At 54.1% G+C, this 24,912-nt stretch carries 21 protein-coding genes and 1 pseudogene; 9 read left to right on the top strand and 13 right to left on the bottom strand.

The features are described 5' to 3' along the window. Nucleotides 1–222 precede the first annotated feature (222 nt). Complete coding sequence (rluB, locus tag J5224_RS07365) at nt 223–1,095, top strand: 23S rRNA pseudouridine(2605) synthase RluB (protein WP_264624747.1); 873 nt, start codon at nt 223–225, stop codon at nt 1,093–1,095. Nucleotides 1,096–1,168: 73 nt separating this feature from the next. Here rluB and cobO read toward each other — a convergent pair whose 3' ends face one another. After that, nucleotides 1,169–1,759 (bottom strand): cob(I)yrinic acid a,c-diamide adenosyltransferase, encoded by a 591-nt coding sequence (gene cobO, locus J5224_RS07360; protein ID WP_264624746.1) that lies wholly within the window; start codon nt 1,757–1,759, stop codon nt 1,169–1,171. A 13-nt stretch (nt 1,760–1,772) separates the two neighbouring features. Beyond that, entirely contained in the window at nt 1,773–2,534 is a 762-nt protein-coding gene (locus J5224_RS07355; protein WP_264624745.1) for a YciK family oxidoreductase, read from the bottom strand. 315 nt (nt 2,535–2,849) lie between these two features. Here J5224_RS07355 and sohB point away from each other — a divergent pair, with 315 nt between their 5' ends. Next, on the top strand, nt 2,850–3,896 hold the full coding sequence (sohB, locus tag J5224_RS07350; protein WP_264624744.1) for a protease SohB: 1,047 nt from the start codon (nt 2,850–2,852) through the stop codon (nt 3,894–3,896). Between the two features lie 41 nt (nt 3,897–3,937). Here the strand turns inward: sohB and J5224_RS07345 are convergent, their stop codons facing one another. Next, nucleotides 3,938–4,222 (bottom strand): YciN family protein, encoded by a 285-nt coding sequence (locus J5224_RS07345; RefSeq protein WP_264624743.1) that lies wholly within the window; start codon nt 4,220–4,222, stop codon nt 3,938–3,940. A 513-nt stretch (nt 4,223–4,735) separates the two neighbouring features. Between J5224_RS07345 and topA the strand changes: the two genes are divergently transcribed. The 3 genes from topA (at nt 4,736) to J5224_RS07330 (ending at nt 9,661) form a co-directional block, all read left to right on the top strand. Then, nucleotides 4,736–7,327, top strand: coding sequence for a type I DNA topoisomerase (topA, locus tag J5224_RS07340; RefSeq protein ID WP_264624742.1), 2,592 nt, complete (start codon nt 4,736–4,738; stop codon nt 7,325–7,327). A 321-nt stretch (nt 7,328–7,648) separates the two neighbouring features. Next, entirely contained in the window at nt 7,649–8,623 is a 975-nt protein-coding gene (gene cysB / locus J5224_RS07335) for an HTH-type transcriptional regulator CysB (RefSeq protein ID WP_195313416.1), read from the top strand. A 30-nt stretch (nt 8,624–8,653) separates the two neighbouring features. Beyond that, nucleotides 8,654–9,661, top strand: a complete 1,008-nt coding sequence (locus J5224_RS07330; protein ID WP_264624741.1) for an alpha/beta hydrolase family protein — start codon at nt 8,654–8,656, stop codon at nt 9,659–9,661. A 15-nt stretch (nt 9,662–9,676) separates the two neighbouring features. Here the strand turns inward: J5224_RS07330 and nth are convergent, their stop codons facing one another. The 10 genes and pseudogenes from nth to J5224_RS07280 form a co-directional block, all read right to left on the bottom strand. Then, entirely contained in the window at nt 9,677–10,312 is a 636-nt protein-coding gene (gene nth / locus J5224_RS07325) for an endonuclease III (protein ID WP_264624740.1), read from the bottom strand. Nucleotides 10,313–10,328: 16 nt separating this feature from the next. Beyond that, nucleotides 10,329–11,033 carry an electron transport complex subunit E gene (locus J5224_RS07320; protein WP_264624739.1) on the bottom strand — a complete coding sequence of 235 codons (705 nt, stop codon included), beginning with the start codon at nt 11,031–11,033 and terminating at the stop codon, nt 10,329–10,331. A 1-nt stretch (nt 11,034) separates the two neighbouring features. Then, entirely contained in the window at nt 11,035–11,661 is a 627-nt protein-coding gene (gene rsxG, locus J5224_RS07315) for an electron transport complex subunit RsxG (protein ID WP_264624738.1), read from the bottom strand. Nucleotides 11,662–11,670: 9 nt separating this feature from the next. Beyond that, entirely contained in the window at nt 11,671–12,726 is a 1,056-nt protein-coding gene (gene rsxD / locus J5224_RS07310; RefSeq protein ID WP_264624737.1) for an electron transport complex subunit RsxD, read from the bottom strand. Beyond that, on the bottom strand, nt 12,727–14,907 hold the full coding sequence (rsxC, locus tag J5224_RS07305; RefSeq protein ID WP_264624736.1) for an electron transport complex subunit RsxC: 2,181 nt from the start codon (nt 14,905–14,907) through the stop codon (nt 12,727–12,729). Continuing rightward, complete coding sequence (gene rsxB / locus J5224_RS07300) at nt 14,900–15,478, bottom strand: electron transport complex subunit RsxB (RefSeq protein ID WP_264624735.1); 579 nt, start codon at nt 15,476–15,478, stop codon at nt 14,900–14,902. Before rsxB ends, rsxC begins: the two co-directional genes overlap by 8 nt. Continuing rightward, the gene (gene rsxA, locus J5224_RS07295; RefSeq protein WP_264624734.1) at nt 15,478–16,059 is read right to left on the bottom strand and encodes an electron transport complex subunit RsxA; all 582 of its coding nucleotides are present in this window, start codon (nt 16,057–16,059) and stop codon (nt 15,478–15,480) included. Before rsxA ends, rsxB begins: the two co-directional genes overlap by 1 nt. Before the next feature lie 199 nt (nt 16,060–16,258). Further along, a complete protein-coding gene (gene ydgT / locus J5224_RS07290) occupies nt 16,259–16,474 on the bottom strand; it encodes a transcription modulator YdgT (RefSeq protein ID WP_264624733.1) in 216 nt (71 codons plus the stop codon). A 129-nt stretch (nt 16,475–16,603) separates the two neighbouring features. Beyond that, nucleotides 16,604–18,191 (bottom strand): annotated as a pseudogene (locus tag J5224_RS07285) (L-arabinose isomerase). Nucleotides 18,192–18,239: 48 nt separating this feature from the next. Continuing rightward, nucleotides 18,240–19,925 (bottom strand): ribulokinase, encoded by a 1,686-nt coding sequence (locus J5224_RS07280; RefSeq protein WP_264624732.1) that lies wholly within the window; start codon nt 19,923–19,925, stop codon nt 18,240–18,242. A gap of 443 nt (nt 19,926–20,368) precedes the next feature. On the opposite strand from J5224_RS07280, the gene J5224_RS07275 reads away from it, so the two are divergent. The 4 genes from J5224_RS07275 to araC form a co-directional block, all read left to right on the top strand. Next, nucleotides 20,369–21,352 carry an arabinose ABC transporter substrate-binding protein gene (locus J5224_RS07275; RefSeq protein WP_264624731.1) on the top strand — a complete coding sequence of 328 codons (984 nt, stop codon included), beginning with the start codon at nt 20,369–20,371 and terminating at the stop codon, nt 21,350–21,352. Between the two features lie 121 nt (nt 21,353–21,473). After that, complete coding sequence (gene araG, locus J5224_RS07270) at nt 21,474–22,997, top strand: L-arabinose ABC transporter ATP-binding protein AraG (protein ID WP_264624830.1); 1,524 nt, start codon at nt 21,474–21,476, stop codon at nt 22,995–22,997. A gap of 20 nt (nt 22,998–23,017) precedes the next feature. Further along, nucleotides 23,018–24,004: an L-arabinose ABC transporter permease AraH gene (gene araH / locus J5224_RS07265; protein ID WP_413544651.1), complete on the top strand. Its 987-nt coding sequence runs from the start codon at nt 23,018–23,020 to the stop codon at nt 24,002–24,004. 120 nt (nt 24,005–24,124) lie between these two features. Next, nucleotides 24,125–24,912: arabinose operon transcriptional regulator AraC (araC, locus tag J5224_RS07260; protein ID WP_264624730.1), on the top strand; the 788-nt coding region annotated here is incomplete at its 3' end.

Here is a 24,912-nt window from a genome sequence, read left to right as displayed (position 1 = left end):
GATCGATACGCCGTTGTACTCAAACAAGATGCGCTTTTTAGCCTAAAATTCATGTAGAATGAGCGGTCACTCGCGCTACGGGTACGGCGATGTGGCAATAAACAGGGGGGCATTGCCCAAATTTCTCTGTTAAACAGATACTTATCAGTGAGTTATGCGGAAATTGACGTTAACTCATTGTTTTATCCGACGCCTGTGAAGGCGACACTCTGAGGCTGCTCAATGAGCGAAAAGTTACAAAAAGTGCTGGCGCGCGCTGGCCACGGCTCACGCCGCGAGATTGAAGGCATTATTCAGGCAGGCCGTGTGAGCGTAGACGGCAAAATTGCGACGCTGGGCGACCGCGTCGAAGTCACCAAAGCAACCCGCATTCGTATTGATGGGCACGTGGTTTCCGTTAAAGAAACGGAAGAAGCGGTCTGTCGCGTACTGATCTATTACAAACCAGAAGGTGAGCTTTGCACCCGCAGCGATCCTGATGGTCGTCCGACCGTGTTCGATCGCTTGCCGAAAATGCGCGGTTCGCGCTGGGTAGCGGTAGGTCGTCTGGATGTGAATACCTCCGGCCTGTTGCTGTTCACTACCGACGGCGAACTGGCAAACCGCTTGATGCACCCCAGCCATGAAGTGGAGCGTGAATATGCGGTGCGGGTGTTTGGTGAAGTGGATGAGGATAAGCTCAAGCTGCTGACCAAAGGTGTACAGCTTGATGACGGCCCTGCATCATTCTGCACCCTGAGTTACAGCGGCGGTGAAGGATTGAACCAGTGGTATAACGTCACGCTGACTGAAGGACGTAACCGTGAAGTGCGTCGTCTGTGGGAAGCGGTTGGCGTGCAGGTGAGCCGCCTGATTCGCGTGCGCTATGGCGACATTCCATTACCCAAAGGATTGCCGCGCGGTGGCTGGACGGAAATGCCGCTCGAGCAGCTTAACTACCTGCGCGAACTGGTGCAATTGCCTGCAGAAACCACCAGCAAACTGCCGGTTGAGCGCGAACGTCGTCGGGTGAAAGCCAATCAAATTCGTCGTGCGGTGAAACGCCACGGTCAGGCTGGTCCTGCGCGGCGCAGCACGCCAAAGCGTAACGGCTAAGCATGATTTAAGGTTGTCTGTGTTACACGGGGTGTGCTGTCGCTACACCCCGCAATATCAACCGCGTATTTTCTTACCAATCGATCCCTTGCTGGGCCTTTATGCCCGCGTCAAACGCGTGCTTTGTCGGACGCATTTCCGTTACCGTATCCGCCAATTCCAGCAATTCGCGATGACAGCCGCGCCCGGTAATAATCACGCTCTGATGGGCCGGTCGCTGTTGTAATGCCGTCACCACCTCCGTCAGCGCCAGATAGTCGTAGCTCACCATGTAGGTCAACTCATCCAGGATCACCAGATCGAGTGTAGTATCGGTCAACATGCGTTTGCCGTGCTGCCAGACGGCTTGTGCCGCCAACGTATCACTGGTGCGATCCTGCGTATCCCAGGTAAACCCGGTCGCCATCACCTGAAACTCAACGCCGTGATCGGCGAGCAGGTTACGCTCGCCGTTGGGCCATTCACCTTTGATAAATTGAATCACGCCGACGCGCAGGCCATGGCCCACCGCGCGTGTCGCGGTGCCAAACGCCGCCGTGGTTTTCCCCTTGCCGTTGCCGGTGAAAACCATCAGGATGCCGCGCACCTCGTTGGCCGCGGCAATGCGTTCGTCAACCCGTTGTTTTAGCTTTTGCTGGCGCTGCTTGTGGCGATCGTTATCCATTGTCTGGGCTCCCTTATACCGCTGGACCGGGCTTTCTTCCCGGCTGTGCATCGAAACTCATGCCGGTTTTGCGTTTGCTGTCATCGCCCATCAAATAAAGGTAGAGCGGCATAATGTCGGCAGGCGTTTTGAGGCGCTGGGGATCTTCATCTGGGAACGCGCTGGCGCGCATTGCGGTGCGCGTACCACCCGGATTAATACAGTTAACGCGCAAATGCTGGTTGCGATATTCATCGGCCAATACCTGCATTAGCCCTTCTGTGGCGAATTTGGAAACCGCATAGGCTCCCCATTCCGCGCGGCCCTCGCGACCCACGCTGGAACTGGTGAACACCAGCGAGGGGCTGGCGGCTTTTAGCAACAGGGGCAACAGCGCCTGCGTCAGCATAAAGGTGGCATTCACATTAACTTGCATCACCTGATGCCAGGTCGCCGGATCCTGTTCGGCGATCGGTGCGATATCCCCGAGCAACCCTGCGTTATGCAATACGCCGTCAAGGTGGGGTATCTGTTTTTCCAGATCAGCCGCCAGCGCAGCGCACGCCTGTTCCGTTATCGTCAATAAATCGCAGGGCATAATTAGCGAGGATGTCCCCGTTTCACGCAGGATTTCTGCTTGCACATCCTGTAATTTATGCGCGGTGCGACCCATCAGGATTAACCGGGCACCGTAGCGCGCGTAAGTGAGCGCGGCTTCGCGCCCAATACCATCGCCCGCACCGGTGACAAGAATTAAGCGGTGTTTAAGAAGGTCATTCATAGGTTGATAATGCACAGTACTTTCCTCTATACGCCGCAAGCCCTAAGACGTAACGGCAGTTATGCCTCAATGTGTCAGTGAATTCAATGCGCGTCGGGCGCATTCTTACACCACTGCGGTAAAAAACAGCAACAGGTGTAAAAAACCCATGATTAACATCGCCATATTTCACGCCATACGTTAGGCTGTCTTTTTGCTCTCGCATCGGTTTGATGAGAACCGTGGAGTGGCGTAAGACGAGCGGTATGATGGTGTGGTGTGTCGCAGGCAACTGCGCAGGTAAACATCGGCGGCGTCATGATATGACTCAGTAAACGAGGGACGGTATTTGTGGAATTGCTTTCTCAGTACGGCTTATTTCTGGCAAAAGTAGTCACGATAGTGCTGGCCATTGGCGCAGTGGTCGTGTTGACCTTTGGTGTCACGCAGCGAAAACGCCCACGCAAAGGGGAGTTGCAAGTGATGAACCTGGGCGAACAGTATCGCGAAATGCAAAATGAAATGCGCGACACCTGCATGAGTGATGCGGAGCGCAAACTGGTCGCGAAGCGGAAGAAAAAAGAGGACAAAGCTGCCGCTAAAGAAGAAAAACTGCGCGCCAAACGCGGCGATGAGAAAGTGGTGAAACCACGCCTTTACGTATTGGATTTTAACGGCAGCATGGACGCCGGTGAAGTCTCTGCGCTGCGTGAAGAAGTCTCGGCGGTGCTGGCAGTCGCGACGCCGCAGGATGAAGTGCTGTTACGTCTGGAAAGCCCCGGTGGCGTGGTGCACGGTTACGGATTGGCGGCGTCTCAGTTACAGCGCCTGCGCGATGGCGGCATTCGCTTGACCGTTGCGGTGGACAAGGTTGCTGCCAGCGGTGGATACATGATGGCCTGCGTGGCCGATCGCATTGTTGCCGCGCCGTTTGCAATCATCGGTTCTATTGGCGTCGTGGCTCAGATCCCCAACTTCAATCGGTTGCTTAAAAACAATGATATTGATGTAGAACTGCATACAGCCGGTGAATATAAGCGCACCCTGACGCTGTTTGGCGAGAATACGGAGCAGGGGCGTGAAAAATTCCGTGAAGAGTTAAATGTGACTCACGGTCTGTTTAAGCAGTTTGTCAAAGAGATGCGCCCTTCGCTGGATATCGATAAAACCGCCACAGGCGAGCATTGGTTTGGCACACAGGCGCAAACATTAGGGCTGGTTGATGCGATTGGCACCAGCGACGATTTACTGATTCAGGAAATCACCACCCATGAAGTGTTGAGCGTGCGCTATACGCGGCGCAAGCGCCTGCTGGATAAAATCATGGGGAACGCGGGTGACTCCGCTGAGCGTCTGCTGCTGCGTTGGTGGCAGCGGGGCAGCCACCCGTTCGTTTGATACATATAACCCTGTGCGCAGTGCGTACAGGGTCATCTTGCTTAGTCGATCAGTTGATATTTCTCTGACAATTCATGCGCCAAGTGCTTAAACATGTTAAATACCGCCGTGGTTTTTAATGTCGGCAGGCCGTTGTCATCCAGGAAATAATCCCCTTTAAATACCAGCACGCCGTTTTTCTGATCAACGTCAGTGGCAATCATGCCGTGCAGATAGTCATCGTGGTTCTGAATCAGGCGGTTAGCCTGTTCCAATAGTGTCTGGCGGTCGATCGGGGTTCTCTCTATGGCGCTGTTCTCTGCTGTCATAGTCACGTTGTCTGACATAGTGTTACTCCTGCTGAAACTCATGGCGCTATTCTAACGCCACCCCAACGGCATCTGCTTGTGCTTTTTTGCGCTTTTTTTAATGAACGTTTGAAAACGGGTTGATAAGACGACGTAATTTTTCTGAAGACTACGCCGCTGTCAGCCGATAACGATGAGCAGTAGAGGTTGGCGAAAACCGCGTTTCCATGCTAATTAGGTTGCGTGACAGCATTTATCAGGTAGAGTGTGGGATTTTGTATCGTTAAGCGGAAAAAATTCTTTACGGTGTTGCAGCAGCGTTAGCGGCACCGCGGGCAGTTAACCGTCATTACAGCAAAAAAACGTGGATGGTCATGTGGTTATGGAATGGTTTATTGACCGTTACGTACTCTTGAATCTCCACCTAGTGAAGCTGGAAGTACGCGAACAGGCGTAGCGGTAGAGAATAAATGACGTATATGCCCCTTGAAAAAGGGACCAGACGCCCTCAACAACACGTTAATTTGAAGCATTCGGTAGGTAACAATACATATGGGTAAAGCTCTCGTCATAGTTGAGTCCCCGGCCAAAGCCAAAACAATCAACAAATATCTGGGCAATGACTACGTGGTGAAATCGAGCGTCGGTCATGTGCGTGATTTGCCGACCAGCGGTTCTGCGGCGGCGAAGAAGAGCGCTGAGCCTGGCAAAGCGAAAAAAGCCGGCAAAAAAGATGAGCGCACCGCGCTGGTCAATCGTATGGGTGTCGATCCATATCACGGATGGCAGGCCGATTACGAAATACTGCCCGGCAAAGAGAAAGTGGTCTCTGAACTGAAAACGCTGGCGGCCAATGCCGACCACATCTATCTCGCAACCGACCTTGACCGCGAAGGGGAAGCCATTGCCTGGCACCTGCGGGAAATCATTGGGGGCGATGAAGGCCGTTTCAGCCGCGTGGTGTTTAACGAAATCACCAAGAATGCGATCACTCAGGCGTTTGAAAAGCCAGATAAATTAAATATCGACAGGGTCAATGCGCAGCAAGCGCGGCGTTTTATGGACCGTGTCGTGGGCTACATGGTTTCTCCGCTGTTGTGGAAGAAAATCGCCCGTGGCCTTTCTGCCGGTCGCGTGCAGTCCGTTGCGGTTCGTCTGGTGGTGGAGCGTGAACGCGAAATCAAAGCCTTCATCCCGGAAGAGTACTGGGAACTGCATGCGGATTTGTTGTCATCGAGTGCCGCATTGCAAATGCAGGTGACGCACTTTGATGGCAAGCCGTTTAAACCGGTCAATAAAGCGCAAACGGCGGCGGCAGTCAGCATTCTGGAAGCCGCGCGCTATGTGGTTGCGGAGCGCGAAGACAAGCCCACTAGCAGCAAACCGGGGGCACCTTTTATTACCTCCACGCTGCAACAAGCGGCAAGTACCCGTTTGGGGTTTGGCGTTAAAAAAACCATGATGATGGCGCAGCGCTTGTACGAAGCGGGCTACATCACCTACATGCGTACCGACTCCACCAACCTGAGTCAGGATGCATTGACCATGGCGCGCGATTATATTGCGTCCAGCTTTGGTAAGGCTTACCTGCCGGAGAGCGCGAATCTCTACAGCAGTAAAGAAAATTCTCAGGAAGCGCACGAAGCGATTCGTCCTTCAGACGTTGCCGTTCTGGCGGATGCGCTGAAGGATATGGAAGCTGATGCGCAGAAACTCTACCAGTTGATCTGGCGTCAATTTGTTGCCTGCCAGATGACACCGGCCAAATATGACTCCACAACGCTGTTGGTAAACGCGGAAGGCTATCAACTGCGTGCCAAAGGGCGCACCTTGCGTTTTGATGGCTGGACTAAAGTGATGCCGGCGCTGCGTAAAGGTGATGAAGACCGCACGCTGCCGACCGTTGAGGTCGGGGAAGTGATGTCCCTGGATAAACTGCTGCCGAGCCAGCACTTTACCAAACCGCCTGCCCGCTATAGCGATGCTTCGCTGGTCAAAGAGTTGGAAAAACGCGGTATCGGTCGTCCGTCTACTTATGCCTCTATCATTTCGACCATTCAGGATCGTGGCTATGTGCGCGTGGAAAACCGCCGTTTCTACGCCGAAAAAATGGGTGAAATTGTCACTGACCGTCTGGAAGAAAACTTCCGCGAGTTGATGAACTACGATTTTACGGCGCGTATGGAAAGCAGCCTCGATCAGGTCGCCAACAATCAGGCGGAGTGGAAAGGGGTGCTGGATGAGTTTTTTGCCGAATTCAGCCAGCAGTTGGAAAAAGCAGAAATGGATCCGGAAGTGGGGGGAATGCGCCCCAATGCCATGGTGCTGACCACCATCGATTGTCCTACCTGTGGACGCCAGATGGGGATTCGCACCGCCAGTACCGGCGTGTTCCTCGGCTGTTCCGGCTATGCATTGACGCCAAAAGAGCGCTGCAAAACCACCATCAATCTGATTCCTGAAGCCGAAGTGTTGAACGTGCTGGAAGGGGATGAGGCGGAAACCAATGCGCTGCGTGCACGTCGTCGTTGCGGCAAGTGCGGTACGGCGATGGACAGCTACCTGATTGATAACCAGCGCAAACTGCATGTGTGCGGCAATAACCCGGCATGTGATGGCTACGAGATCGAAAACGGTGAGTTTCGTATCAAGGGCTATGACGGTCCGGTGGTTGAGTGCGACAAATGTGGTTCCGATATGCACCTGAAAATGGGGCGTTTTGGCAAGTACATGGCCTGCACCAATGAAACCTGTACCAATACCCGCAAGATTTTGCGCAACGGTGACGTCGCGCCGCCGAAAGAAGATCCGGTTCCTTTGCCCGAATTGCCGTGCGAAAAATCCGATGCCTACTTCGTGCTGCGTGACGGTGCGGCAGGCGTGTTCCTGGCCGCCAACACCTTCCCCAAATCGCGCGAAACCCGCGCGCCGTTAGTGGAAGAGCTGGTGCGATTCCGCGATCGTCTGCCGGAAAAACTGCGCTATCTAGCCGATGCGCCGGTGGAAGATGCTGAAGGCAACAAAGCGGTGGTGCGTTTTAGTCGTAAAACCAAGCAGCAATACGTTGCTTCGGAGAAAAATGGCAAAGCGACAGGGTGGTCTGCATTTTATGTAGACGGCAAATGGACCTCTGAGAAAAAATAATTCTCTGCCATATGAATAAAAGCCAGCCTTTTGGGCTGGCTTTTTTGATCTGAGTGGGAAGATAGCGATCTAGGTGAGAGGATCACGCTGCCGTGCGCTAGAATGAGCGCCCTCACTCAGCTCACGTTGAGGGTGTTATTTTTATCGGTGCAAAGATAATAGTTATATAAAAATATTTTTTATGATTAAATGACCTTAATATGATGAAATAACCGCCTGCTTTTCATCGCATTGCGAATGTTACAGTGCCTTGAAAAAGTAAAGCAACGGTAGATAGTTTATTCGTGCCTGATGCACATGCTCAATAACATGGGATGACATATGAAATTGCAACAGCTTCGTTATATCGTTGAAGTTGTTAATCATAACCTGAACGTTTCCTCAACGGCTGAGGGCTTATACACCTCGCAGCCGGGGATCAGTAAACAGGTGAGAATGCTGGAAGATGAGCTGGGAATTCAAATCTTTGCGCGTAGTGGTAAACACCTGACTCAGGTAACGCCTGCAGGTCAGGAAGTGGTGCGTATTGCCCGTGAAGTGCTCTCCAAGGTGGATGCCATCAAGGCCGTGGCCGGAGAGCATACCTATCCTGATAAAGGTTCGCTCTATGTGGCGACCACACATACGCAGGCGCGCTACGCACTGCCGGATGTCATCAAAGGTTTTATTGAGCGTTATCCTCGCGTTTCACTGCATATGCACCAGGGATCGCCAACGCAGATTGCCGAAGCGGTTGCGAAAGGGACGGCAGATTTTGCAATTGCCACTGAGGCGCTGCATCTGTATGACGATTTAATCATGTTGCCGTGCTACCACTGGAATCGCGCGGTGGTGGTGAAACCCGATCATCCGCTGGCAACGAAAAAAGATATCACCATTGAAGAGCTGGCGGCGTATCCGATTGTTACCTACACCTTCGGTTTTACCGGCCGTTCGGAGTTGGATACCGCATTCAACCGCGCTGGGTTGACACCGCGCATCGTGTTCACCGCAACGGATGCTGACGTGATTAAAACCTACGTGCGTCTGGGATTAGGCGTTGGCGTTATAGCCAACATGGCCGTCGATCCGCGCACGGAGACGGATCTGGTGACGATTAACGCTAACAGCATTTTTAGCTACAGTACCACCAAGATTGGGTTCCGTCGCAGTACTTTCCTGCGCAGCTACATGTATGATTTCATTCAGCGCTTTGCACCGCACCTCACGCGTGATGTGGTGGATTCTGCCATTGCTCTGCGTTCCAATGAAGAAATTGAAGCGATGTTTAAGGATATAACGCTGCCAGTAAAATAGTGGCGGTTATTCATTAACGAGGGGCATGGCATGGTCAAGCTTGTGCTATCAGTGGTGGCCTGTATGCTGATAGTCATATCAGGCATCGTGCTGCATGGCCTCTCCGCTTTTGAACTGCCCGATCGCGCCCAGCAGACCTTATCGTTTTCGCTGGGCGATGCCCGCCTTGAAGGCACGCTGTTGTTGCCTGAAAACAAACACAATCCACCTGTGGTATTGCTGGTACATGGCGATGGTGCCCAAGACCGTTGGTCTGATGGCGGCTACCTTCCGCTGGTCAATGCCCTTGTCGCCCGAGGGATTGGCGTCTTTTCCTGGGATAAACCCGGCGTCGCGGCCAGCAGCGGTGATTGGCTGGCACAAACGTTACACGATCGCGCTGATGAAGCGGTTGCCGCACTGCATGCATTGCGCGCGCGGCCAGAATTGAAGGAGAGCCGTCTGGGATTTCTCGGTTTTTCTCAAGCAGGCTGGGTGGTACCTAATGCCAGTCAGCGCTCAACGGCAGATTTTATCGTGTTGATTGGTCCCGCAATAAACTGGCGTGAGCAAGGCTTCTACTACATGCAGCAGCGTTTAGCCACAGAAGGGGCAGAGCCATCGGAGATTACCGCTGCCATCGCGCGAGAACGTGCGGCTTATTCACAACGCTTCACGCCCCAAACGGTGATGCAGCCTTGCATGTCACGTTGTACGCGAGACGATTTTGAGCGACGTAATGCGTTGTCGGATGCGCGTCAGGACATTGCCGTACAGCGGGTGCCAGTGATGGTGCTGATGGGAGCACAGGATCTCAATGTGTCTTCGCAGGAGACGTTAACGGTGTGGAGCCGGTTACTGCCGGAGGAAACCTCACGCTGCTTGCGCGACGTTAAAGGGGCCACCCACGGTTTACTGCGTGCCAAATGGTTTAATTATCAGTTGAGTGAACAATGGCCGCGTTGGACGCAGTGGGGATTTTTAGCCGCGGGACAGTCTGCTTACGCGCCCGGTGCCTTGGACGCGATATCAGAATGGATTCTAACGAGACGTTGCTAAGCGCGTCGAGTGATCTCAAGCGTAAACTTTGTCGCCGAATTCGCACAAATCCTCAATCAGGCAAGAGCCGCAGCGCGGTTTACGGGCGATGCAGGTGTAACGTCCGTGCAGAATCAGCCAGTGGTGGCAGTCGATTTTGAATTCGGCGGGCACCACCTTTAAGAGCTTTTCTTCTACCGCATCCACGTTTTTTCCCGGCGCGAATCCGGTACGGTTGCACACGCGGAAAATATGGGTGTCAACGGCGATGGTGGGCCAGCCAAAAGCAGTGTTTAACACCACGTTGGCGGTTTTACGTCCGACTCCGGGCAGCGCTTCCAGCGCTTCGCGATTTTCCGGTACCTGACCCTGATGCTGGTCTAACAGAATTCGGCAGGTCTTGATGATGTTTTCAGCCTTGCTGTTAAACAGGCCGATAGTGCGGATATAGGCTTTTACACCGTCGACCCCAAGTGCCAACAAGGTTTCCGGCGTATTGGCAACCGGATAGAGTTTGGCGGTGGCTTTATTCACGCTGACGTCCGTGGCCTGTGCGGACAGCAGTACCGCAATCAACAGTTCGAACGGTGTCTCAAAGTGTAGCTCAGTGGTCGGATGCGGATTCGCATCGCGCAGACGACGCAAGATTTCGCCGCGTTTTTCCTTGTTCATCGTCTTATCCTTGTGCTTATGGTGCTGTTCCGGGCAGCGAGTCAACCGTTGTAACGCTCTGTTTTGTCGCACCGACGGCGCGGCGGCGTTTCATTTTTTCGTCAATCAGGTATTTGGCGGCAAGCAACAGCGCTAAACCGATAAACGCGCCAGGCGGTAACATCGCCAGCAAGAACGGGGTATCAACCTGGATCACTTCAATACGCAGCACTTTAGCCCAACCGCCGAGCAGTAAGTCTGCACCGTCAAACAGTGTGCCGTTGCCCAGCAATTCTCGCAGAGAACCCAACACAAACATGGTGCAGGTTGCTCCCATGCCCATGGCGAAACCATCCAGCGCCGAAAGGGCGATGGGGTTTTGCGCGGCGTAAGCTTCCGCACGACCGATCACCAAACAGTTGGTGACGATCAGTGGAATAAAAATGCCCAGCGACTGGTATAAGCCATAGGCATAGGCGTTAATCAGCATTTCTACCGAGCTGACCACGGCCGCGATAATCATCACATAAATAGGGATGCGGATTTCAGACGGCACCCAACGGCGCATGGCGGAAATTGCGGCATTAGTACAGGTCAGTACCAGCGTGGTGGCTAATCCCAGCCCCAAAGCGTTGGTGGCGGTGGAGGTGACGGCCAGCAGCGGGCACATGCCGAGTAGTTGCACCAGCGCTGAGTTGTTTTTCCACAGCCCCTGGGCCAGAAGGTGTTTCACTTCACTCATGTTACTCTGCTCCACAATTCGGCAATGTCGCCAGGCGCGCCGGTATGGTCTGCATAAAAAGGGCAGTCCGTTTGCTGGCGTTTACCACGGCGCGGGGTGTGATAGTGGCACCGGTGAACTGATCGTATTCCCCGCCATCCTTTTTGACGGCCCACTGGCGATCGTCGGCACCTTGCACTGTGCGCCCGGTAAAACGGGTTATCCAGTCGGATACCCGCAGATCAATTTTGTCACCCAATCCCGGTGTTTCATGGTGCTCAGTCACTCGAACTCCGAGTACCTTACCATGGAAATCCGCGCCTATCAGCAGATGAATAGCACCGGAATAACCGTCCGGTGCGCTGGATTCAATGGCTGCCGCCACTGGAGTATCACCTTTGCGTGCAATGTAGAGGTGTCGCGCGGATGGGGTACCCAGCGCCTCATCGGTGACAAGGTAACATTCTTGCAGAATGTTGTTGTCGTAAATATCCGGCGGAATCACCTGATCCAACAACGCCTTTTGTTGCAACTGCGCTTGGTGGGCAATGGTCGGTTTAGTCAGGCTATTGACTAACGCTGTCAAGCCGGTGGTCAAGGCGGCAAACAGTGCCAGCGTGGTCGCGTGACGTCGCATCGTACTGATCATGCTATTTCCTTATCGACGATGGCCATAGGCGCGTGGCTGGGTAAAGTAATCGATGAGCGGCACAGTAATATTTGCCAGCAATACCGCAAATGCGATGCCATCCGGGTATCCACCGTAGGTACGGATCAGCCACACCAGCAGCCCAATCAGCGCGCCAAACAGCAAACGCCCTTTGTTGGTGGTGGAGGCCGTCACGGGATCGGTGGCAATGAAGAAAGCCCCGAGCATGGTGGCACCAGAGAACAGGTGCAACAGCGGCGGCGCGGCCTTTTCCGGCATCAATAGCCAACCGAGCGTGGCACACAGCAACAAAGAGAACAGCATACTGACGGGAATATGCCAGCGAATGGAGCGGGTCAATAATAAAAGGATACCACCGGCAAGGTACGCCAGATTGACCCACTGCCAGCCGACGCCCGCAAGGCTCTCCGCAAAGATCGGGTGCTGCAACACTTGTGCGGGTGTTTCCCCGGCGCGCAGACCTGTTTTAAAGCCATCTAACGGCGTGGCCTGGGTAATGCCATCAATGTTCTGCATTAATCCCTGAATGTGCAAGCCAGCATCAGTCTGTCCGGTGAAAATTACGTGCAGTGCGTCAACGACGGTGACCGGTGCCACCTGTAACGCGACGGGCGGTAGCCAACTGGTCATCTGGACCGGGAAGGAGATTAACAGCACCACGTAGCCGACCATCGCCGGGTTAAACGGATTATTTCCCAAGCCACCATAGAGTTGCTTGGCGATCACGATAGCAAAAAAGGTGGCAAGCACCACCATCCACCAGGGGGCTAAAGGAGGCAGGCTGACACCGAGCAGAATGGCGGTTAACAGCGCCGATTGATCCGCCAGCGTAGTACGTACAGCAAATTTTCTTAGTGACAACGTCACTGCTTCCGCCGTAAGCGCGGTGACTGAGGCGAGGGCGATTTGTATCAAGGTGCCGACGCCAAAAAATAGCGTCTGGACAACAATACCGGGCACACAGGCGAGTATTACCCACAGCATGATGCGCTGTGTGCGCTGATGGTTATGGGTAAAGGGCGAACTTGCGATCTTGAAAGCCATCTATTCCTCGTGAGTATGGATTAACGCCTGTTCGGCTTTACGTGCTTTAACGCGGGCAATGGCGGCGGCAACGGCGGCTTTGCGCGGATCGCTCAAATCGGGGGCAGGTTCCTCGTCGGGTGCTGTCGTGGCGACAATCTCTGAGGAGATAGTTTCCGGCGCTTGCTGCACTGCTTTTTTGGCCTTAACCCGGGCAATGGCAGCAGCAACGGCGGCTTTGCGCGGATCGCTCAAATCGGGGGCAGGTTCCGCGTCGGGGGCTGGCGCAGCGACAATCTCTGAGGAGATAGTTTCCGGCGCTTGCTGAGCTGCTTTTTTGGCCTTAACCCGGGCAATGGCAGCGGCAACGGCGGCTTTGCGCGGATCGTTCAAATCGGGGGCAGGTTCCTCGTCGGGTGTTGTCGTGGCGACAATCTCTGAGGAGATAGTTTCCGGCGCTTGCTGAGCCGCTTTTTTGGCCTTAACCCGGGCAATAGCGGCAGCCACCGCAGCTTGTCTTGGATCCTCTGGTACAGCAGCAACCGGTTGGGCGGGTTCGGTCACAACTTGCATCTGTTGCTTCGCGCGCGCCTGGGCTTTTCGCGCTTCGCGCGCCGCGATGACCGCGCGATTATCCGGCGTTTGGGCAGGGTTTATCGCAATGGTCGCAAGCGGTTCAGTCAGCGTATTTTTGCTGCGCACGCGTTCCAGCGCAGCCTGAACAGCCTGTTTATCCGTTGTGGACACCGTGGCAGCCGCTTGCTGATGACGCCGTTCGCGCGCCGCTTTTTCTCGCTCCAGACGCAGTTGTTTCGCATCAAAACGCGCTTTTGCTTGCTGCGCCCGTGATGCTTCAAGATCGACGGCGCGAATTTCAGCCTTTTCCTGACGGTAGTATTGTACCAACGGAATGTTACTTGGGCAGACATAGGCGCAGGCGCCGCATTCAATGCAGTCAAACAAATGGTGTGCGCGCGCCTTCTCATGCTCCTGCCCACGACTGAACCAGTAAAGCTGCTGTGGCAACAGTCCTGCCGGACAGGCGTCAGCGCACTTACTGCACCGAATGCAGGATTGCTCTTGCTCTGGCGCCTGTATTTCGCTCACTGACGGCGCAAGAATACAGTTGCTGATTTTGACAATAGGAACATCAAGCGCAGGCAGGGTGAAGCCCATCAGCGGCCCGCCCATGATCACCATCGGGGTTTTGTTTTCGGCATGAAACCCGGCCTGCTTCAGCAAGTGGCGCACCGGTGTGCCGAGACGCGCCCAGACATTGCCCGGTTGGCGCAGCGCTTCCCCGGTCAGGGTGACCACCCGCTCCGTCAAGGCTTCACCGTTGATCACCGCGCGCTTGATGGCATAAGCAGTGCCGACGTTCTGCATCAATACGCCGATGGAGGCGGAGTGTTTACCAAACGGCACTTCTTTGCCGGTCAAGATCTTAGTGAGTTGCTTGGCACCGCCGGAGGGATATTTGGTGGGAATGACCCGCAATCGGATGTCTGCGCGATTGGCCAGGGCGTGGCGCAGCGCCTGAATGGCCTCCGGCTTGTTGTCTTCAATGCCAATCAAGGTACGCTCCGGTGAAAGCAAATGCATCAGGATCTCAATCCCTTGCACAATTTCACTGGCGTACTCTTGCATCAACCGGTCATCGGCGGTGATATAAGGTTCACATTCGGCGGCATTGATGATCAACGTTGCGATACCGTGCAGCCCACCCTTGAGTTTCGCCGAGGTTGGGAAGCCTGCGCCACCCAAGCCAGCGATACCCGCTTGATGTAAATGCGCGAGCAGGGTGTCTATCGAATGCTGCTGATAATCAGGTAAGCACTGGCGATCGCACCAGCGATCTTCCCCGTCAGGAATAATGATGATGCTTAACTCGGGCAAGGCCGAAGGGTGTGCCGTCATGTGTGAACGGATGGCGTTGACCGTGCCTGAAGTAGGGGCATGTACCGGCAGCATACGTCCTGTGCCACGCGTCAGGGGTTGACCGCGCAGTACCCGATCGCCGACGTTGACGCAGAGTTCGCCTTCCGGCCCGAGGTGCTGTTTCAGCGGAATAATAAACTGTTCCGGCAGCGGGATGTGACGCATCGGCACACGGCTGGACTGGGTTTTCATCTCCGGTGGATGAATGCCACCGTCAAAATCCCAAATTCTCTCTTTACGAAACAGGTTTAACAGCTTAAGCATGATGTTCTACTTGGATAAGGCGAACCGGAATGGTTTCGAGATCCCATTTCCAGTTGGACGTCGTGGTGGCTACCGGGCGCAGTTCGATGCAATCTGTCGGGCAAGGGGCGACACACAGGTCACAACCGGTACAGAGATCGCTCACCACGGTGTGCACGGCGCGGGTGGTGCCAATAATGGCATCAACCGGGCAGGCCTGAATACATTTGGTGCAGCCGATGCAGTTGCTTTCATCGATCCAAGCCACTTTGAGTGCCGGTTGCAGATCCGATGTGTCACCATCAAGCGGCTGCGGATCAACATTGAGCTTCTCGGCCAGCTTCAGCATCATCGCTTCACCGCCGGGGCCGCATTTGTTGATATGCTCACCGTGCAACGCGACGGCTTCTGCATAGGGGCGGCAGCCCGGGTAGCCGCATTGACCACATTGGCTTTGCGGCAGCATCGCTTCAACCTGTTCGACGATGGGGTCGGCATCAACGTGAAAGCGGCGCGAGGCAAAACCAAGAATCAAGCCGGAAACCAGCGCCAGCACACTCAACGCGGCAATCGCAATCCAAATGGCATTCATTAGAATTTCACCAACCCGGTAAAGCCCATAAACGCGAGCGACATCAACCCAGCGGTGACCAATGCTATCGATGAGCCCTTGAACGGCGCGGGTACATCCGACACGGCAATGCGTTCACGAATGGCGGCGAACAACACCATCACCAGTGAGAAACCGGCAGCGGCGCTGAAGCCATACACCGTTGATTGCAGGAAATTATGTGACAGGTTGACGTTGAGCAGCGCAACGCCGAGCACGGCGCAGTTGGTGGTGATCAACGGCAGGAAAATCCCCAGCAGGCGATAGAGTTCCGGGCTGGTTTTGCGCACGGCCATTTCGGTGAACTGCACCACGACCGCCAGAATCAAAATAAAGGCCATGGTACGCAGGTAGACGATCCCTAAGGGCAGCAGCACGTACTCATTGACCAGCCAGGAAAACATCGAGCCGAGCGTCATGACAAAGGTTGTTGCCAACCCCATGCCAATGGCGGTTTCCAATTTCTTGGACACGCCCATAAAGGGGCAGAGCCCGAGAAATTTCACCAGAACAAAGTTGTTCACCAGCAGCGTGCTGACGAAAAGAAGTAGATAGTCGGTCATTACCATGCCTAAAAAACAAAACCGGACCATTATCCGGCATTGTAAGGCTTTCGACAACACACCCAAAATAGGGATATTCACCAAAAGCGGACATTTACCCCGCAGTTGGCAGGGCAAACCGTTACAGTGAAAGCCTTTTGGGCTGCTAACGCAAGGCTAGAAGCAACAAGCCGTATAGAAAACGACCCGTTGTCAGGGGTTAAAGCACGAAACGCCAGACGGATTTGGGAATGCATCCGAGGTCGTACAATTTTCCGCCCGTAAACAGCTCTGCACGACGGTGGTCGGCAGCGCGCGACATATTGATAATCTCCTTATTATCTGTCAGCGAATAATTTAAATGGTCGTAGAGTTTTTCAAGGTTGTCCAGAGAGTTCACTTTGCGAAACTTGAGCAAGTATTCAGCAGTGGTCATGATTTTTTAGTTAATCATTATGTGGGTAGAGCATTTCAGTATATGCCAGAGAAAACAGGTGTCTAGCGCAATAGGAATTATCAATGAGAGGTGGAACCCGATCTTGGCAATCGGGTTCCTTGTGACCGCTTAGCGTGACGTGAGTTTGTAGTACATCTCATTCCAACGCAGGGCGTCTTTGAATGCCGGAATGCGGGTTTCGTTATCGATCACCAGCAGTTCAATGTGATTCATTTCTGCATAAAGGCGCAGGTAATCCAGATCTAACGCCTGACTGAATACCGTATGGTGCGCGCCGCCTGCCAGAATCCAGGCTTCAGCCGCCTCTTCCAGCGACGGTTGTGCCTGCCAGATTGCCCGGGCCACCGGCAGTTTAGGCAAGGGGTGCGGCTGCTCGATAGTATCCACCACGTTGACCAACATGCGGAAACGGTCGCCCATGTCGATGACGCTGGCATTGAGCGCGGGCCCGGCCGGGGTAGAGAAGATGAGCCGCGCAGGATCGGCTTTGCCACCGATGCCCAGGTGCTGCGCATCCAGTATCGGTTTCGCCTCTTTGGCGATGCTGGGACACACTTCCAGCATATGGGAACCCACCACCAGATTGTTACCCGGAACGAAATGGTAGGTGTAATCCTCCATAAATGAAGTGCCACCCGGCAAACCTTCTGCCATCACTTTCATGATGCGCAACAGTGCCGCGGTTTTCCAATCGCCTTCGCCGCCAAAGCCATAGCCTTTTTGCATCAGGCGCTGTACGGACAGGCCGGGCAACTGCTTAACCGGTTTTCCAATCGCCTTCGCCGCCAAAGCCATAGCCTTTTTGCATCAGGCGCTGTACGGACAGGCCGGGCAACTGCTTAAGGCCGTAAAGGTTTTCAAAATCGGTAGTGAAAGCGCGATAACCGCCTTTTTCCAGAAAACGGGTGAGCCCCACTTCAATTTGCGCGGCGTCCAGCAGATTCTGACGGTTAGGACCGTGGAGTTTGACGGCGTCGGTTAACTGGTAGCTGGCCTCATACTCATCGATCAGCGCGTCGATATCCCCTTTGCTGACCGCATCCACTTCGCCGGCAAGATCGCCCAATCCCCAAGCGCTAACGGAGTAACCGAATTGGATCTGTGCACCCACCTTATCCCCTTCGGTTACCGCCACTTCCCGCATGTTATCGCCAAAACGCGCGACTTTAAGCTGTTGGCTTTCCGCAATAGCGGCAGCGACGCGCATCCATTTGGCAATGCGTTGATGGGCGTTTTTATCCTTCCAGTGGCCGACGGCGACCTGATGCGATTGGCGCATACGAGCGCCGATAAACCCGAACTCACGCCCGCCGTGCGCGGTCTGGTTCAGGTTCATGAAATCCATGTCCATGGTGTCCCAGGGGATTTCTGCATTGAACTGGGTGTGGAACTGCATCAGTGGTTTGGTCAGCACGCTCAGCCCGGCAATCCACATTTTGGCGGGAGAGAAGGTGTGCAGCCACACCAGCAAACCGATACAGTTATCCTGATAGTTAGCGTCGCGGCACAGCGCCAGAATTTCATCCGGCGATTTGGCGACCGGCTTGAGCACTAGTTTTACCGGCAATCCGGCATCCTGATTCAGCCCTTGCACCACTTTTTCAGCATTCTCTTTTACCTGGCGTAAGGTTTCCGGGCCGTAGAGATGTTGGCTGCCAATGACAAACCAGACTTCACGCTGCTGTAAATTCCCCATGATAACTCCTGCTTGCACGTAGCTTCAAAAACGGAAAATAACCGGTGATCAGTTTGTCGCTTTACGCTGCACGGCATACGCAGGCTCGGCGAGACGACACCACTGTTGATAACGTTCATACAGCGCCTGATAGCGGGCCACGCGTGTGGGATCGGGCGTCAAGGTACGCTCGATGCGGCTGGCCATGTGGCGTTGGGCGGTTGGAATATCGGGATGAACCCCAGCGGCCACGGCACCAAAAATAGCGGCCCCCAAGGCGCAGCACTGATCGGAGGCCACCACTTGCAACGGCCGATTCATCACATCGGTGCACACTTGCATGATGGTCGGGGATTTGCGGGCAATACCGCCCAGCGCCAGCAGGTTTTCTACCGGCACCCCTTGCGATTCAAAGCACTCCATAATGGCGCGGGCACCAAAGGCGGTGGCGGCGATAAATCCGCCAAACAGCATCGGTGCATCCGTACCCAGGTTGAGATCGGTGATCACACCCTTCAGTCGCTGATTGGCAAAGGGTGTGCGTCGGCCGTTAAACCAGTCCAGCACCACCGGCAGATGGTCGAGTGAGGGGGTGTCCGCCCAGCGTTGGGTCAAGGCTTCCAACAATTTGGTCTGAGTTTGTGCCAACTGTGGCTGAAGTTCAGGATGCTGTTGGGCTGCGAGTTGCAATGACCACCCTAACAACCGGCCAAACCAGGCATACATATCACCAAATGCAGACTGTCCTGCTTCCAGTCCAACAAAACCGGGCACTACGCTGCCGTCGACCTGACCGCAGATCCCGGCAACTGGCGTAGTGCCCACGCGATCTTCATCGGCGATCAGAATATCGCAGGTGGAGGTACCGATAACCTTGACCAAGGTATAGGGCTGTGCGCCTGCGCCCACGGCACCCATGTGGCAGTCAAACGCGCCCCCCGCGAGTACGGTGTCGCTGGGAACCCCTAAGCGGGCGGCCCATTCAGGCGTGATGGTGCCGACCGGTAAATCGGCGGTCCAGGTGTCGGTGAACAGTGGGTACTGTAAATGGCTGGTCAGCAATGGATCGAGTGTGTGAAGAAACTCTTTTGGCGGAACGCCGCCCCAGTCGGGGTGCCACAGCGATTTATGCCCGGCGCTGCAACGTCCGCGTTTTATGTTGTTTGGCGCTTGAGTTCCCGAGAGCAGAGCCGGAACCCAGTCACACAGCTCAATCCAGGAGACCGCCGCCTGATGCACGGCGCTGTCGGCGCGCGAAACGTGCAAAATCTTGGCCCAGAACCATTCAGAGGAGTACACACCACCGATATATTTGGTGTAATCGGGGAACTGACCGCTACGACACAGCGTATTGATGGCTTCTGCTTCCTCAATCGCGGTGTGATCTTTCCACAGCACAAACATGGCGTTGGGATTGTCGGCAAATTCCGGGCGTAGCGCCAACACCTGGCCTTGATCATCGATGGGGGCCGGTGTCGAGCCGGTAGTATCGACGCCAATGGCGCGGATCTGTCCACGCTGCTCGGCGGACAGTCGCTGTACCACCACCTGCACGGCCTGCTCCAGTGCTTCTATATAGTCGAGGGGATGATGCCTAAACTGATTCTCCGCAGGCAGACAGTAGCGTCCTTCCCGCCAGCGGAGATAGTAGACCACCTCGGTTTCTAACTCCTGTCCTGATTGACAGTCAACGGCCAGTGCGCGCACTGAATCGCTGCCAAAATCCAGGCCGATTACTATTGCACCCGCGTTCATCGTTCAGCTCCTGTTGTTGCGTCACTGTAGAGGGGTGTGGATCGCGCTTAAAAGTGCGTGTTGTCATGGGACGGGATAAGCGGGAACGCACATTCCGGTTGCACATACGATAATCAGCAGAAAAGTGCGCAGTGAGGAAGGGTTAGCTGGAAGTATGCATTTTTCTGTCACCTGTCATCATTTTGTGACAGCAATCAAAAGTTAACGGCTGGTTAAATTCGCTAAATCTATGCACAAACCTGTCATTGTTCGGGGATGTGATAATGCTCTAGATTCTTGCGCAAAATACCCGCTACAAATACAACGTCTGAATGTTGCACTGTGGAGGATAAATACTAAGTCCGTGTTTTTTCTCTAACCAGATTGAATGTGTCTTACCGAGAGTGATAACGCAGGCTGTGGAGAGCAACCTGTAAAAAAGAGAACCCCTACCGGAGAACATCATGCATAAATTCACTAAGGTGCTGGCTGCCATCGGACTGGCGACAGTTATGTCACAATCAGCTATGGCTGAAAATCTAAAGCTGGGGTTTCTGGTGAAACAACCGGAAGAACCCTGGTTCCAAACTGAATGGAAATTTGCCGATCAGGCCGGGAAAGATCTTGGCTTTGACGTGATTAAAATTGCGGTGCCCGATGGCGAAAAAACGCTGAACGCGATTGATAGCCTGGCGGCCAGCGGCGCGAAGGGGTTTGTTATCTGTACGCCAGACCCTAAATTGGGGCCCGCCATTATTGCCAAGGCGCGCAGCTATGATCTGAAAGTCATCGCCGTGGACGATCAGTTCGTCAACGCCAAAGGTGAGCCGATGGATACAGTGCCATTAGTGATGATGGCGGCGACCAAAATCGGTGAGCGTCAGGGTGAAGAACTCTGGAAAGAGATGAACAAACGCGGCTGGAAAGTCGATGAAACCGGGGTGATGGCGATTACGGCTGACGAACTGGATACGGCGCGCCGTCGTACTTCAGGCTCAATGGAAGCGCTGAAAGCCGCTGGCTTCCCGGAAAAACAGATTTATAAAGTACCGACCAAATCCAACGATATCCCCGGTGCCTTTGACGCCGCCAACTCACTGCTGGTGCAGCATCCGAAAGTGAAAAACTGGCTGATCGTCGGCATGAACGATAACACCGTTCTCGGTGGCGTGCGTGCGACAGAAGGTCAGGGCTTTAAAGCGCCCAACGTGATTGGTATTGGTATCAACGGTGTGGATGCGGTGAATGAGTTGTCCAAAGGGCAAGCCACCGGCTTCTTCGGCTCGCTGCTGCCAAGCCCGGACGTTCACGGTTACAAGAGTATCCAGATGCTGAATGAGTGGGTAACGAAAGGCGTTGAACCGCAGAAATTCACGGAAGTGACCGATGTGGTGCTGATTACGCGCGAAAACTTCAAAGAAGAGTTGAAGAAAAAAGGCTTGATGTAACCACGGTGATACCGCCTCGGTGTGAGGCGGTATCGTTAATCGTGTCAACCAATCTTGACTGTGACGACCCCTTGCCCGCAAGGGTGTCCTCGTGTGGAGCACTACGATGGAGCATAACGACATGGCAACATCGTCGCCTTATTTGTCGTTTCACGGCATAGGGAAGATTTTTCCCGGTGTGAAAGCCCTCGATGATATTACTTTTTCATGCCACGCCGGGCAAATACACGCCTTGATGGGCGAAAATGGGGCCGGTAAATCGACGCTGCTGAAAATCCTCAGCGGTAACTATCTGCCTTCCTCCGGGGAAGTGCATATTCAAGGCCAGCCAGTCCATTTCGCCAATACCATGGACGCGCTCAACGCCGGGGTGGCGATCATCTACCAGGAATTGCACCTGGTACCAGAAATGACCGTGGCAGAGAACATCTACCTGGGTCAGTTGCCGCACAAGAAGGGCATCGTCAACAAAACCCTGTTACGTTACGAATCCAAGCTGCAACTGGAACACCTCGGGTTGGATATCGATCCGGATACACCGCTTAAATACCTCTCCATCGGGCAATGGCAGATGGTGGAAATCGCCAAAGCGTTGGCCCGTAACGCCAAGATCATCGCGTTTGATGAACCAACCAGTTCGCTGTCCGCGCGTGAAATTGAGCAGTTGTTTCGCGTGATCCGTGAGCTGCGCAGTGAAGGGCGGGTGATCCTGTACGTATCGCACCGTATGGAAGAGATTTTTGCGCTGAGCGATGCCATCACCGTGTTTAAGGATGGCAAATATGTGCGTACCTTCGACGATACGGCAGCGGTGAATCACGAAATGCTGGTCCAGGCGATGGTCGGCCGCAATTTAGGTGATATCTACGGTTATGCCCCGCGCGAATTAGGGCCGGAGCGTTTTACGCTGCGTGGGGTAAAAGCGCCGGGGGTGAAAAGCCCGATATCGCTCAGCGTCAGACAGGGCGAAATTGTTGGTCTGTTTGGGCTGGTGGGTGCCGGACGCAGTGAATTGATGAAAGCGTTGTTCGGCGGTACACGTATCACCGGCGGTGATGTGTTGCTGGATGGCGAGTTACAGACGATTAAAACCCCGATGGATGCAATTCGTCAGGGCATCATGCTGTGCCCAGAGGATCGTAAAGCGGATGGCATTATTCCAGTGCATTCGGTACGCGATAACATCAATATCAGCGCGCGTCGCAAGAGTCTCAAAGCCGGGTTTGTCATTAATAACCAGTGGGAAGAAGAGAACGCGGAGCGTCGGATTCAGGCGTTAAACATCAAAACCCCCTCCGCTGAACAGTTGATCATGAACCTTTCTGGTGGCAATCAGCAAAAAGCAATTCTAGGCCGTTGGCTCTCCGAAGAGATGAAAGTGATCCTGTTGGATGAACCGACGCGTGGCATTGATGTTGGGGCTAAGCATGAAATTTATAACGTGATTTATGCGCTGGCCAAGCAGGGGATCGCGGTGCTGTTTGCCTCAAGCGATTTGCCCGAAGTGCTGGGACTGGCTGACCGTATCATCGTGATGCGCGAGGGTGCCATTTCAGGCGAACTTTCACACGACGAGGCAAGCGAGCAGAAAGCGCTGAGCCTGGCGATGTTACGAACTCCCGAAATCAACGCTGTGGTCGCGTAAACGCGAAGGAGCACACAATTATGTCAACGGTTACGTCTGCTTCACCTGAGAAAAATAAGCGCGCCGGAGGAATGTCGCGCATATGGGATAATTACGGCATGCTGGTAGTGTTTGCCGTGTTGTTCCTTGCCTGCCTGCTGTTTGTGCCCAATTTTGCCTCCTTTATCAATATGAAAGGGTTAGGACTGGCGATTTCCATGTCTGGCATGGTGGCCTGCGGGATGTTGTTCTGTCTGGCATCGGGCGACTTTGACCTGTCAGTGGCCTCTGTCATTGCCTGCGCTGGGGTCGCTACGGCCGTAGTGATTAACCTCACTGAAAGCCTGTGGATTGGCGTTGGTGCTGGTTTGCTGCTGGGCGTTGCCTTCGGGTTACTTAACGGCTTTGTTATCGCACAGCTCAAAATTAACGCTTTGATCACGACGCTTGCCACCATGCAGATTGCGCGTGGCTTGGCCTATATCATTTCGGATGGTAAAGCGGTAGGTATTGTCGATGAGCGTTTCTTTGCACTGGGTTACGCCAACTGGCTGGGGCTGCCAGCACCGATTTGGATAACGGTGGTATGCATGATTCTGTTTGGTCTGCTGCTCAATAAAACCACCTTTGGCCGTAATACCCTGGCAATTGGCGGCAATGAGGAGGCGGCGCGTCTGGCTGGTGTACCGGTGGTACGCACCAAAATCATTATTTTTGCCTTGTCTGGACTGGTATCGGCAGCGGCGGGGATCATTTTGGCATCGCGCATGACCAGCGGGCAGCCCATGACGTCTATCGGTTATGAGCTGATCGTCATCTCTGCTTGTGTGCTGGGCGGCGTTTCCTTGAAAGGGGGGATTGGCAAGATTTCTTACGTGGTGGCGGGGGTTCTGATCCTCGGTACGGTAGAAAATGCCATGAACCTGCTGAATATCTCGCCGTTTGCGCAGTATGTGGTGCGCGGTTTGATTTTGCTCGCTGCGGTCATTTTCGACCGTTACAAACAAATGGCGAAGAAAACCGTATAGCGTATCAGCAGTTCGGTGTTTATGGGCTATTCGCCTGAGAGGATGTCGGGTAGCAGTGACAATGTCACTTGTTGTACTGCTACCTGGTTCTGTTTGCACCCGATGATTCCCGGAGGGCCGATGTACCAGCGTATGACGCATGAGTCGCAGTCAAACCCATTGCTGCCAGGCTATTCTTTTAACGCTTATCTGGTGGCTGGTTTAACGCCCATTCTGGCTGACGGGCCGCTTGATTTCTTTATCGACCGCCCGGATGGGATGAAAGGCTACATTATTAACCTGACCATCAAAGGCCAAGGTAGGGTATCAGACGGGGAAACCGATTTTTTTTGTAACCCGGGGGATTTGCTGCTTTTCCCACCGAAATCCAAACATTTTTACGGTCGCTCGCCGCACAGTGATTGTTGGTATCACCGCTGGGTCTATTTTCGTCCTCGAGCTTACTGGGCCGATTGGCTGGAATGGCACAGTAAACAGTGCGACATTGGCCGCCTGACGTTACCTAACAACCATCTGCTGCTGGAGTTTGATCGTCTGTTTGCCAATATAGAGCAGACCCATCGCTCGGGGCGGCGTTTTTCTGAAGAGTTAGGCATGAATCTGCTGGAACGGTTGTTGATTCGGGCCATGGAAGAGGATCCACAAAGCCCGCAGCGTATTATGGATCCACGTGTGATTGAGGCGTGCCAGTTCATCACCAGCAATCTCTCCGGTGAACTGCGTATTGATGAGGTAGCGCGTCACGTTTGCTTATCGCCTTCACGTCTCGCCCATCTGTTCCGTGAGCAGGTGGGAGTCAACATTTTGCGCTGGCGTGAAGATCAGCGGGTTATTCGGGCCAAGCTGTTACTGCAAACCACGCAGGAATCGATTGCCAATATCGGGCGGGTGGTGGGCTATGACGACCA

This window comes from Candidatus Symbiopectobacterium sp. NZEC135 (assembly GCF_025962695.1).
This window is presented reverse-complemented; position numbering and strand designations above follow the sequence as displayed.